At 45.4% G+C, this 13,076-nt stretch carries 10 protein-coding genes; 4 read left to right on the plus strand and 6 right to left on the minus strand.

Features of this window, described 5'->3' with window-relative positions; all coding sequences use genetic code 11:
* Positions 1–3 precede the first annotated feature (3 nt).
* The 3 genes from AC30SF_RS00750 (at position 4) to AC30SF_RS00760 (ending at position 2,847) form a co-directional block, all read left to right on the plus strand.
* Complete coding sequence (locus AC30SF_RS00750; RefSeq protein ID WP_489607242.1) at positions 4–1,119, plus strand: pyridoxal phosphate-dependent aminotransferase; 1,116 nt, start codon at positions 4–6, stop codon at positions 1,117–1,119.
* 90 nt (positions 1,120–1,209) lie between these two features.
* Positions 1,210–2,127, plus strand: a complete 918-nt coding sequence (gene fdhE, locus AC30SF_RS00755; protein ID WP_489607243.1) for a formate dehydrogenase accessory protein FdhE — start codon at positions 1,210–1,212, stop codon at positions 2,125–2,127.
* A 15-nt stretch (positions 2,128–2,142) separates the two neighbouring features.
* A complete protein-coding gene (locus AC30SF_RS00760) occupies positions 2,143–2,847 on the plus strand; it encodes a tRNA1(Val) (adenine(37)-N6)-methyltransferase (protein ID WP_489607244.1) in 705 nt (234 codons plus the stop codon).
* 45 nt (positions 2,848–2,892) lie between these two features.
* Here AC30SF_RS00760 and dnaE read toward each other — a convergent pair whose 3' ends face one another.
* Together dnaE and apbC are read right to left on the minus strand one after the other, a co-directional pair.
* Positions 2,893–6,369, minus strand: a complete 3,477-nt coding sequence (dnaE, locus tag AC30SF_RS00765) for a DNA polymerase III subunit alpha (protein WP_489607245.1) — start codon at positions 6,367–6,369, stop codon at positions 2,893–2,895.
* Positions 6,370–6,629: 260 nt separating this feature from the next.
* Positions 6,630–7,742: an iron-sulfur cluster carrier protein ApbC gene (gene apbC / locus AC30SF_RS00770; RefSeq protein ID WP_489607246.1), complete on the minus strand. Its 1,113-nt coding sequence runs from the start codon at positions 7,740–7,742 to the stop codon at positions 6,630–6,632.
* A 171-nt stretch (positions 7,743–7,913) separates the two neighbouring features.
* Between apbC and metG the strand changes: the two genes are divergently transcribed.
* Positions 7,914–9,974 (plus strand): methionine--tRNA ligase, encoded by a 2,061-nt coding sequence (metG, locus tag AC30SF_RS00775; RefSeq protein ID WP_489607247.1) that lies wholly within the window; start codon positions 7,914–7,916, stop codon positions 9,972–9,974.
* A 146-nt stretch (positions 9,975–10,120) separates the two neighbouring features.
* On the opposite strand, the gene iscX is transcribed toward metG, so the two are convergent.
* From iscX to hscB, 4 genes are read right to left on the minus strand one after another with little or no spacing between them, the layout of a single operon-like run.
* Positions 10,121–10,315, minus strand: a complete 195-nt coding sequence (gene iscX, locus AC30SF_RS00780; protein WP_489607248.1) for a Fe-S cluster assembly protein IscX — start codon at positions 10,313–10,315, stop codon at positions 10,121–10,123.
* A complete protein-coding gene (gene fdx, locus AC30SF_RS00785) occupies positions 10,315–10,656 on the minus strand; it encodes an ISC system 2Fe-2S type ferredoxin (RefSeq protein ID WP_005700966.1) in 342 nt (113 codons plus the stop codon). The genes iscX and fdx overlap by 1 nt, the downstream gene beginning before the upstream one ends.
* A 10-nt stretch (positions 10,657–10,666) precedes the next feature.
* Positions 10,667–12,526: a Fe-S protein assembly chaperone HscA gene (hscA, locus tag AC30SF_RS00790; protein ID WP_489607249.1), complete on the minus strand. Its 1,860-nt coding sequence runs from the start codon at positions 12,524–12,526 to the stop codon at positions 10,667–10,669.
* A 23-nt stretch (positions 12,527–12,549) separates the two neighbouring features.
* Entirely contained in the window at positions 12,550–13,071 is a 522-nt protein-coding gene (hscB, locus tag AC30SF_RS00795; protein WP_489608291.1) for a Fe-S protein assembly co-chaperone HscB, read from the minus strand.
* Positions 13,072–13,076 lie beyond the last annotated feature (5 nt).

Here is a 13,076-nt window from a genome sequence, read left to right on the forward strand (position 1 = left end):
ATTATGCGTTACGACAACATGTCCGCTTTTATTGTGATGGATATTGTACGAGAAGCCGCGAAATACCCGAACGCCATTCATTTTGAAATCGGTCAGCCGGATTTACCGCCTTCCGATAAGGTCAAAGCCGCATTGCAAAATGCCGTGCAACACAATCAATTTAGTTACACAGAAAGCCTTGGACTTCTGGCGTTGCGAGAAAAAATCGCCGCGTATTATGAGCGCACTTATCAGGTAAAAATTAACCCGAATCGTATTTTGCTTACGCCCGGTACCAGCGGTGCATTCCTGGTGGCTTATGCCCTTACCTTAAATAACGGCGACAAATTAGGTTTAACGGATCCGTCTTATCCTTGTTATAAAAATTTTGCTTACATGATGGATATTCAACCGGAATTCATGCCGGTAGATAAACAAGATTGTTATCAATTAAGTGTAGAGCAATTAAAACGCCATCAAATTAAAGCGTTACAAATTTCCTCGCCGGCAAACCCAACAGGCAATATTTACACCACCGAACGCTTGAAAGCGCTTAACGACTATTGTCGTGAGCACGACATTGCCTTTATTTCCGATGAGTTGTATCACGGTTTGGTGTATGACGAAACTGCTGCAACCGCCTTGCAATTTAACGACAAGGCGTATGTCATCAATGGTTTTTCTAAATATTTCTGTATGTCGGGCTTACGTTTAGGTTGGATTATTGTGCCGGAGGATAAAGTGCGTGAAGCGGAAATCATTGCGCAAAATATCTTTATTTCCGCCCCGACATTAAGCCAATATGCCGCATTAGAGGCCTTCGATGACGCGCATTTAGCGCAGGTAAAACAGCAATTCCAAGCCCGTCGCGATTTTTTATATAACGCCTTAAAAGACATTTTTACCATTGAATTTAAACCGCAAGGTGCTTTTTATTTGTGGGCGGATGTCTCGAAATACACTAATGACAGCTATGAATTTGCCAAACAAATGCTCCATGAAATTCAGGTCGCGACTACGCCGGGCATTGATTTCGGGCAAAACGGCACGAAGCATTATTTACGTTTTGCTTACACTCGCAACATCGAGCATTTGCAAGAAGGGGTAAACCGCATTAAACGCTGGCTGGCAAATAAATAAAAATTACCCATTCCAGTCATTGAACCACAAAATTATGCGCCTATAATAGGCGCGAATTTTTACTTTCTATTAACAATAAACCCTAAAATTATGAGTATTCGAATTCTACCTGAAAATGAAATTAAACAAGCAGCCGCCTCTTATACTGCGCCACCATTGTTGTTTTCCAGCCCGAAAAATTTATATCAACGTCGCGCTGCGCGTTTAAGAGAGTTAGCCCAAGATCACCCGCTTGCTGATTATCTGCTATTCGCTGCAGCGATTGCTGATGCGCAATTAGAACTGTTTGAAAATATGCCGATTCCGCAAGATCCGAGACTGGAAAAACTGTCCGGCGAACAATTAGCGCATCAACCGTTAAATACACAACATTGGCAGCGTGATCCAATTTGGCGCAAATTATTGACCGCACTTTTAGAGAAATTAAAACCTTCTGCCAACGACCATATTCTCACCACCATCGAATGGTTAGAAAAAGCCGCTGACAGTGAATTGGAAGACCTTGCCGATAAAGTCTTGGCGCAAGAATTTGCCACCATTTCCAGCGATAAAGCGGTGTTTGTATGGGCTGCATTATCCTTGTATTGGCTTCAATTAGTGCAACAAATTCCTCATAATGCGAAACAAGAAAGCACGGAAAATCTTCATTGTTGTCCGGTGTGTAACACTGCGCCAACGGCAAGTTTAGTGCATTTCGGCAGCCAACAAGGTCTGCGTTATTTGCACTGTGCGCTTTGTGAAAGCGAATGGAATATGGTGCGTAGCCAATGTTCTAATTGTGGGCAAAACAAAGAATTAGATTATTGGTCAATTGATGATTATATGGCAGCCATTCGAAGCGAAAGCTGCGGCAGTTGTAAAAGTTATTTAAAAATTATGTTCCAAGAAAAAGAACCGAAAGTGGAAGTGATTGCCGATGATTTGGCTTCTCTTTTCTTAGACATGGAAATGGAAGAAAAAGGCTTTATGAAAAGTGGCTTAAATCCGTTTATTTTTCCGGCGGAATAAGCACGAATTTCTACCATGCGCAGTGCAGGATTTCGTTTTAAGCAATTTCATGTCAATCATGATCGTTGCGCCATGAAAGTGGGCACTGACGGTGTTTTATTAGGTGCTTGGGCGGATGTAAATTCCGCCCAACAGATTTTAGATTTAGGCACCGGCAGTGGATTGATTGCGTTAATGTTAGCGCAACGCAGTGCCGCAGAAAGTCAAATTCATGCCGTTGAATTGGATCCTGCCTCCGCACAACAGGCACAAGAAAATGTCGCTGCCTCGCCTTGGGCGGAAAAGGTTCATGTGTATCAACAAGATGTTTTTACGTTTTGTCAGCAAACCCCAGTAAAGTTTGATTTAATTGTGGCGAATCCGCCCTATTTTGAAAGCGGCATTGCTTGCCGAGACACCCAGCGCGACACCGCACGCTATGTGATTCAATCTCATGTTGCGTGGTTGGAGGCGGCACATTCTTGCCTCACGCCACAGGGCAAAATCAGCTTTGTCTTACCTTTTGAGGCCGCCGAAACGTTGCTAAAATCCACTGCACTTTCTTGCGTTACCCGTTGCGATGTAGTGACGAAAGCCGGAAAAACACCTCAGCGCGTGTTATTGACTTTTTCTACGCAAGCACAACAAACGGCATATCAACAACTGACGATTTATGATGCGCAGAATCAGTACCATGCGGATTTCATCGCATTAACGAAAGACTTCTATTTGGCGTGGTAAGTCATGGCAGGGCAAGCATCATGTGTTTTGCTTTACCCGCGCCTCTTATTCAAACTCCAATTCCACCGCACTTTCACCAAGCAACGTCACAAGTTCTGTCAGCAATTCATCGGTTGGATTGACCGACCATTGCACGCCCATTTTGACTAAGGCTCTGCCTTGTGGGCTTTGGTAATAAATATGCACCGGCAGAGAATTGCCGCTGTAAGGCTGTAAAATCCGTTTAAATTGCTTAATGAATTGTGGTGTAATCTGTTCTTGAGACAGGCTAATCGCAAGGCTTTTCGCATAGCGTGCACGGGCTTCGTCAATCGTCATCAAATCCCGCACAGACATTCGCAAGCCTTGCGAGAAATCATCAAAACTGACTTGCCCCGACACCACGATCACCGTGTCTTTTTGCAATTTTTCGCCGAATTTATCTAGCGCTTCGCCAAACAAGGTTAAATCTAAACGACCGGAGCGATCATCAATGGTGGCAATGCCAATGTGGTTGCCTTTTTTGGTCACGGCGATACGGGTATTCACCACCAAACCGCTGGCGGTGCTCATTTGTCCACGATAATTCGGGGTGAGTTCTTTTAGGCGAACAGGACTATAATGGGATAATTCTTTCAAATAACGACTCACCGGATGGCTGCTGAGATACAACCCCAGAGTTTCCCGTTCACCGTCTAAAATGGTCTTTTCCGTCCAAGGTGCAATGTTGGCATAAGAATGCTCCACTTCCTCATTGGTTTCCGTCAGAACACCAAACATATCCGTTTGCCCCAAGGCTTCGTCTTTCGCGTGTTGATCGGAGGCTCGCAAGGCATCTTCTAGATTTTGTTGTAGCGCCGCGCGATGTGGTCCAAGCTTATCGAAAGCACCAGATTTAATCAGGCTTTCAAATGTGCGTCGATTGATTTTCTTTAAATCCACACGAGCACATAAATCAAACAAGTTTTTGAAAATACCGTCTTTCTCACGGGCTTCTACTAGCGCCGCAATCGGGCCTTCACCCACGCCTTTAATGGCACCGATACCGTACACAATTTCGCCGTTTTCATTCACGCTAAAATGATGTTTCCCGGTGTTAATATCCGGCGGCACCACCTTCAAGCCCATGCGCATACATTCATCGTATAAACCGACGATTTTATCGGTGTTATCCATTTCCGAGGTCATGACTGCCGCCATAAATTCTGCCGGGTAGTGCGCCTTCAGCCACAGGGTTTGATAAGAAACCAACGCATAGGCGGCAGAGTGTGATTTGTTAAAGCCATAGCCCGCAAATTTTTCCACCAAATCGAAGATCTTCATGGAAAGATCACCGTCTATGCCATTTTTGATGGCACCCTCTTCAAATACGGAACGCTGCTTCGCCATTTCTTCCGGTTTTTTCTTACCCATCGCACGACGTAATAAGTCCGCGCCACCCAACGTATAACCCGCCAACACTTGGGCAATTTGCATAACCTGCTCTTGATACAAAATGATGCCGTAGGTTGGCTCTAAAATTGGCTTAAGGGATTCATGTTGATAGTTGGCATCGGGGTAAGAGACTTCTTCTCGCCCGTGTTTACGGTCAATAAAGTTATCCACCATGCCAGATTGTAATGGGCCCGGTCGGAACAACGCCACCAACGCGATAATGTCTTCAAAACAGTCCGGCTTAAGACGCTTAATCAAATCTTTCATGCCGCGTGATTCCAGCTGGAACACTGCCGTAGTTTCGGCATTGAGCAACACTTCAAAAGATTGATGATCATCCAACGGAATGGCGCTGATATCCACCAACGGTTTGCCTTCTTTTTCCATGCGCGCATTAATCATGTCCAACGCCCATTTGATGATGGTTAAGGTGCGCAGACCTAAGAAGTCAAACTTCACCAAACCGGCATATTCCACGTCATTTTTATCGAAGTGGGTGACAGGATGTTTCCCTTCCGAATCGCAATACAGCGGCGAAAAATCTGTAATTAACGTCGGTGAAATCACCACTCCACCGGCGTGCTTACCGGCATTTCGTGTGACACCTTCCAGCTTGCGTGCCATGTCAATAATGGCGCGGACTTCTTCGTCCGCATCGTAAATTTCTTGCAGTTTTGGCTCGGCTTCAAACGCTTTGGCGAGCGTCATTCCGGGATCAGGCGGCACTAGTTTAGAAATGCGATCCACAAAGCCATAAGGTTGTCCTAGCACCCGCCCCACATCGCGAATCACCGCTTTTGCCGCCATGGTACCGAACGTAATAATTTGCGACACCGCACCGCGTCCATACATTTCGGCGACGTGTTCAATCACGCGGTCGCGCCCGTCCATACAGAAATCCACGTCAAAGTCAGGCATGGAAACCCGTTCCGGATTAAGGAAACGCTCAAAAAGCAAATCGAATTCTAACGGATCCAAATCAGTAATTTTTAACGCATACGCCACCAAAGACCCTGCACCGGACCCCCGCCCCGGACCCACCGGAATATCGTTATCTTTTGACCATTGGATAAACTCCATCACAATCAAAAAGTAACCCGGAAAGCCCATTTGGTTGATGACATCCAGTTCCACCTGCAAACGTTCATCGTATTCCGGACGGCGCTCTGCACGCAGTTTTTCATCAGAAAACAACACCTTGAGGCGTTCTTCCAAGCCCTCTTTGGCGCGTTTCACAAGGTAATCTTCGGTGCTTAAATCACCGGTTGGAAATTTCGGTAAGAAATATTCGCCCAATCGAATGGTGACATTACAACGTTGTGCAATCAGTAGCGTGTTCTCCAGTGCGCTCGGCACATCGGCAAACAAATCACACATTTCTTGTTCGGAACGGAAATATTGTTGACCAGTATAATTTTTAGGACGTTTCGGATCATCTAACGTGAAACCGTCATGAATCGCCACGCGAATTTCATGGGCTTCAAAATCGTCAGCGTGTAAAAAGCACACATCATTGGTCGCCACCACCGGCAACTGTTCCCGTTCGGCCAGTGCTAACGCCGCTTGAATATAACGCTCTTCATCAGGGCGACCGGTACGGGTAAGGGTAAGATAAAAATGATTAGAGAAAAATTCGTGGTAAAAATCCACCGCACTTTTGAGTTCATCAGTGTTACTACGCAGTAATTTTTTACCTACATCGCCATTAACGCCACCGGATAAAACAATCACCCCTGCACGGTGTTCCACCAGCCACTGCTGATCGATATACGGCACATCGGCATAACCGCGTTCATAGGCTTTAGAAAGCAACAACGTGATATTTTTGTAGCCTTCGTTATTTTTTGCCAATAAGGTTAAACGGAATCGCTCATCGCCACACAGCTCGCTTTGCACCAGCACATCTGCCCCAATAATCGGCTTCACGCCGGAAGATAATGCCTCCCCATAAAACCGGACCAAACCACAGAAATTCGTGAAGTCCGTTAGCCCTATCGCCACCATGTTATTTTCCACACAGGCTTTCACCAACGGTTTCACTTTAGCAATACCGTCAATCATGGAAAAATCACTGTGAACCTGCAAATGAACAAAACGTGGCGGTGACATAAACATCCTTAAAATAACAAAAAGTGCGGTCAAAAAATCCAATGGATTTTGAGTCTTGGTTTAACCAACGGCAATGAAGATAGCGTGCGTAATTTTAGCGGTATTTTGGGAAATTGTAGAGAAAAAATACGTGGCTTATGACGTTCTTTCTCGGTATCAAAGGGAGACGGTATTGCATAGTTGAGATAAAAATACGGCGAAAAATACTGAGATTTTTCACCGCACTTTGCTTTTAGGTAAGGTAATTTAATGCAATGTAGTTACTTTACTTCGCGGAACATAATTTCTCCCGGAATCACAGACCCTTGCCAGTAAAGTTCGCTTGCCACTTTTTCGGCCAATTGCATGAAGGATTTGGCAATGTCGTCTTCAGGCGCAGCGATAACTGTCGGTTCGCCGCGATCCAAATCTTGACGTAGGCGAATGTGTAACGGTTGTTGACCTAATACTTTGATGTTGTATTTGTCTGCAATGCGCTCTGCACCACCGGTACCGAAAATCGCTTCTTGGTGACCGCAGTTGCTGCAAATGTGCATGGACATGTTTTCCACGATACCTAATACCGGCACGGAAACGCGCTCAAACATGGCAATACCTTTCACCGCATCCAATAAAGCGATGTCTTGAGGTGTTGTCACGACAATGGCGCCGGTTACCGGAATTTGTTGGGACAGGGTGAGCTGAATGTCGCCGGTGCCCGGAGGCATATCGATCACAAGATAATCTAAGTCAGGCCATAGGGTTTCTTGTAAGAGCTGGCTTAATGCGCTACTTGCCATTGGACCACGCCAAATGGTGGCGTTGTCTTCGTCCATGAGGAAACCGATAGAGTTAGCATACAAGCCGTGAGCTTCAATTGGTGTGATGTGTTGGTTATCCGGTGAGGTTGGGCGTTGATGCGGTGCACCAAGCATGTGCGGAATGGATGGACCATAAATATCCGCATCTAAAATTCCCACGCGTGCACCTTGTTGTTGTAACGCGATAGCAAGGTTGACGGAAACGGTAGATTTACCCACGCCGCCTTTACCGGAGCTCACCGCAATAATATTTTTTACGCCTTTCACAGCAGGATGGTTGTTGGCGCGTTTGAGGGTGGCGATTTGGTAGTTAAGTTGCCATTTGACATTTTCTACGTCTGCTGCGGCTTTTAATGGTGCGGTTAAGGCATTTTTTAATTCGGCAAACGCGGTGTTCCAAGCGAAAGGCATGGACAATTCCACGCGTAGCGTATTTCCGCCTTTTTCGACTTTTTTCAGCGCGTTGAGTGAAACAAGATCTTTTTGCAGAGTAGGATGTTGAAAGTGTTTAAATAGCTGAACAAGGTGTTCCTTTTGCTGTTCCGTTAAATTGTCGGAAAATAATGTCGCCATAATGCTTCCTTTTTTATGTCATAAATTCGTCGGGCGCTATTTAATCATGCACGCCTTTATCTGTTAAGTTAAAAATGCGTAAACCGTGATTAAACTAGAAAAAATACCCTCAATAAGGTAACATAAGCGCCAATTTTTTTCCGTTTTTTAAGTATTTTAAAGGTCAATATTATGTCGAATTCCAAGCGTAAAATTTTAGTCACTTGTGCCTTGCCGTATGCCAATGGCCCTATTCATTTAGGTCATATGTTGGAACATATTCAGGCAGACATTTGGGTGCGTTTTCAACGGATGCGTGGCAATGAAATTTATTTTGTATGCGCCGATGACGCACACGGCACACCAATCATGCTAAAAGCCGACCAAATGGGCATTACGCCGGAGCAACTCATTGACGATGTACGCCACAAACATATGGCGGATTTTGCCAGTTTTAACATCAGCTTTGATAACTACCATTCCACACACAGCGAAGAAAATCGCGAGTTTTCAGAGTTCATTTATAACCGCTTAAAAGAAAACGGTTTTATTAAAAGTCGCACTATTTCCCAACTCTATGATCCGGAAAAAGGGATGTTCTTGCCTGATCGTTTTGTGAAAGGCACCTGCCCGAAATGTAAATCACCGGATCAATATGGCGACAACTGCGAAGTGTGCGCGGCAACCTACAGCCCGACAGAACTTATTAACCCACGTTCTGTGGTATCCGGCGCAACGCCGGTCATGAAAGATTCCGAACACTTCTTCTTTGATCTGCCAAGTTTTGAAGCCATGTTGAAAAACTGGTTAGGTTCCGGATCTTTGCAGCCGGAAGTGGTGAATAAAATGCAGGAATGGTTTGAAGCGGGTCTTCAACAATGGGATATTTCCCGCGATGCGCCATATTTTGGTTTCCAAATTCCGAATGCGGAAGGCAAATATTTCTATGTTTGGCTAGATGCGCCTATCGGTTACATGGCGTCTTTCAAAAATTTGTGTAAACGTGAGAGCCACATTGATTTCGACAGTTTCTGGCGCAAAGACAGCGATGCCGAGCTTTATCACTTCATCGGCAAAGACATCATGTATTTCCACAGTTTATTCTGGCCAGCGATGTTAGAGGGTGCAGGTTTCCGTAAACCGAGCAATATTTTTGTGCACGGCTATGTGACGGTAAACGGCGAGAAAATGTCAAAATCCCGTGGTACATTCATTCAAGCGGCAACCTATTTGAAACACTTGGATCCGGAATGCTTGCGTTATTACTACGCGGCGAAATTAAGTAATCGCATTGATGATTTGGATTTGAACTTAGAAGATTTCGTTCAGCGCGTGAATACGGATTTGGTGAATAAATTGGTGAATTTGGCTTCCCGTAACGCCGGTTTTATCCAAAAACGTTTTGACGGCAAGTTGGCTGCGACATTAGATGATCAGGCTTTATTTAATGAATTTATTGCACAATCTGAGCAAATCGCTACGTATTACGAAAATCGCGAATTCGGCAAAGCTATTCGTGAAATTATGGCATTAACCGATAAAGCCAACAAATATATTGATGATAAAGCGCCTTGGGTGATTGCGAAAGAAGAGGGCAAAGACGCGGAGTTGCAAGCGGTGTGTTCCATGGGGATTCAATTATTCCGCGTGCTTATGGGCTATTTGAAACCGGTGTTACCAAAACTGGCAGAACGTGCAGAGGCTTTCTTGCAAGCGGAATTAACCTGGGCAAATTTAGCGCAACCATTGTTAAATCATCAAATCGCACCATTTAAAGCCTTGTTCTCCCGTTTGGATGGTAAGCAAATTGAAGCAATGATTGAGGCGTCTAAAGCGGAAAACGCGCAAGTGAACGCGGCGCCTGTCGCAAAAAGTGCGGTCAAAAATGCCAATGAATCTGCGGGCGCGATTGAGCCAATTGCAGAGACCATCACGATTGATGATTTCGCGAAGCTTGATATGCGAGTGGCGAAAGTATTGAAATGCGAAGCCGTGCCGGAATCCAATAAATTATTGCGCTTTGAACTGGATTTGGGTGATCACAAACGCCAAGTTTTTTCCGGTATCAAGGCGGCTTACGATAAACCACAAGAGCTAGAAGGTCGCTTTGTGATAATGGTGGCAAACCTTGCACCACGTAAAATGAAATTCGGTGTGTCCGAAGGCATGATTTTAAGTGCGGGCACCGGCGGCGCGGATTTGTTCCTGTTGTCTGCTGATGCGGGTGTGAAAGCGGGAATGCAGGTGAAGTAAGCATCATTCCACATTTGTAGGGACAGACGTTATGTCTGTCCGACAATCTGATGATACGAATAGGACAGGTATAAAGCCTGTCCCCTACGGTTAAAGTTTGGGTTAAAGTTTGCGATCAAAGTGCGGTTGTTTTTCTGAGAGAATTTCTACTCGTACTCTTCCAACCACTTCAGCAAAATCGCTTCTAAAATTGTTTCGTTTGATTTTTGCGGATCATCGTCAAAATCGTCTAATTCACAAATCCAGCGGTGCAAATCGGTAAAACGCACGGTTTTTGGATCCAGATCCGGATTGTTGTCATACAAGGCTTCGGCAATGCGTTGGGCGTCCGTCCATTTCATCAGTGCGCCGCCTCATTTGCATGATTAATATTGTATTTCGGGATTTCAACGACCAAGTCTTCATCACCAACAATACATTGGCAAGACAAGCGGCTGTCCATTTCTAAGCCCCAAGCTTTATCTAACATATCTTCTTCTTGATCGCTTGGTTCATTTAAAGAATCACCGCCTTCACGCACCACAACATGGCATGTGGTGCAAGCGCAAGAGCCATCGCAAGCGTGGTGAATTTCTACGCCGGCGTTGTGGGCCACTTCAAGTAAATTATCACCGGCGGCGGCGTCAACCACCATGCCTTCCGGGCAAAATTCTTCATTGGGTAAAAAAATCACTTTTGGCATTTTAACATCCTTACTTTCCTACAATATCATCAACGGAGTGACCTGCTAACGCGGTGCGAATGGATTTATCCATACGACGGGCAGCAAATTCCTGCGTTGCTAAATCCAGCGCTTTGATACCTTGTTTGATGGCAAGGGAATCATCCTGCTGTTTTAATTGTTCCAACGAAATAATCGCGTTTTTGACCGCACTTAATTCGTCGTCATCTAATAAATCATAATCCTGTGCCAGAGCCGAGCGCACACTTTCCAGTACACGTTCCGCCTCTACGCGTTGTTCCGCCAATAAACGCGCTTGAATATCCTCTTTGGCATTTTCCATGGAGGCTTTCAGCATGTTGGCAATTTCATCATCCGTTAAACCATAAGAAGGCTTCACCTGAATCGAGGATTGCACACCGGTGGTTTTTTCCATGGCTGTGACGCTGAGTAATCCATCGGCATCCACTTGGTAGGTGACACGAATATGTGCTGCGCCCGCCGCCATCGGAGGAATGCCGCGTAACGTGAAACGGGCTAGAGAACGACAATCGTTTACCAGTTCCCGTTCACCTTGTACGATGTGCACCGACATTGCGGTTTGTCCGTCTTTGAAGGTAGTGAATTCTTGCGCACGCGCCACAGGAATGGTGGTGTTGCGCGGAATGATTTTTTCCACTAAACCGCCCATGGTTTCTATGCCAAGGGAAAGCGGAATAACGTCCAATAACAATAGCTCGGAATCCGGTTTATTGCCGGCGAGAATATCCGCTTGAATGGCTGCACCAAGGGCGACCACTTTATCGGGATCGATTGATGTCAGTGGTTGTTTTTGGAAAAATTCACCCACTTGTTCGCGCACATAAGGCACGCGGGTAGAACCGCCCACCATCACCACTTCATTCACCTCTTCCGTTTCCACGCCGGCATCTTTTAAGGCACGGCGACAAGCAAGTAAAGAACGTTTAATTAACGGTTGAATCAGTTCGTTAAATTGCTCTCGGCTGATGTTGCCAAGCCAATTGCGATACTGAATTTTAGCTTCCGTTGAGTTAGTTAATTCCACTTTAACGTGATTGGCTAATTCGATCAGTTCACGATATTGGCTGTCATTTTCCGGTTTTACTGCAGATTGTTCGATAATCCAATCGGCTAAGACCAAATCAAAATCATCACCACCTAGCGCCGTGTCTCCACCGGTCGCCAACACTTCAAACACGCCGCGGGAGAGGCGCAAAATGGAAATATCAAAGGTACCGCCGCCTAAATCATACACGGCAATCACGCCTTCTTGTCCGCTATCCAAGCCGTACGCAATGGCAGCCGCAGTCGGTTCGTTTAATAAACGTAGCACATTAAGGCCTGCTAATTTCGCGGCGTCTTTGGTACTTTGGCGTTGTGCATCATCAAAATAAGCCGGCACGGTGATCACTGCACCTACAAGGTCACCGCCTAAGCGTTGCTCACCAAGTGCGGTCAGTTTTTTCAGGATTTCTGCGGAAATTTCAATCGGACTACGTACACCCTGACGTGTGGCTAATAAAGGCAAACCGTTTTCACTAGCGACAAATTGATAAGGCAAATTCGGATAACGTTGTTGAATATCCGCAAGACTGCGACCGATTAAACGTTTGACGGAAATCACGGTGTTTTGCGGATCCTGCGCCGCAAGTTCGGCGGCTTCGTAACCAACAATCACGTTGTCATCTTTGCCAAAATGCACAACAGAGGGCAATAACGGACGATTTTGTTCGTCCAATAAAACATCGCTGTGGCCGTTGCGCACGGTGGCAATCAGGGAGTTTGTGGTGCCGAGATCGATGCCCACGGCAAGTTTTTGTTGATGGGGCGCGGCACTTTGTCCCGGCTCTGCAATTTGAAGTAACGCCATGTTGTTTCTCGATATGCTTTACATTAAAAATCTAAAAGAGTTTCTTCAACTCGCTCAATTTCTGCTTGAAGTTTTTTGATAAAACGTAACTTGTCTGTGATTGCCCGTGCAATGTCCCATTGTTGCTCATCAAGTGCGGTGGATAATTCGCTTAAAATGGCATGACGGATTTGGTTAATTTCTTGGGTAAATGCGGTTAATTCATCGGTGTCTTTACGGTTTTCGATATTTTCTAAGGTTTCACGCCATTCCATTTGCTGCATCAGAAAACCAATGTCTTTGTTGCTTTTTTCTTCTGGGTTTTCTCGTTCGCCGGTATTGAGAGCAATGATGCTGTCGGCGCGTGCAATCGGATCTTTTAAAATGCGCAACGCATCATTAATTTCCGCTGATTTTTGTATCGCAAGGCGTTGTTCTTGCGCAGAGGCCGCTGAAAAATTATCCGGATGAAGGGATTTCTGCAGAGCTAAATAACGTTCATTTAATAATGCGCTGTCCACTTGAAAAACAACGGGTAAATCAAATAAAGCAAAGGGATTATTCATCATCG

This window comes from Aggregatibacter valvarum, from assembly GCF_980468985.1.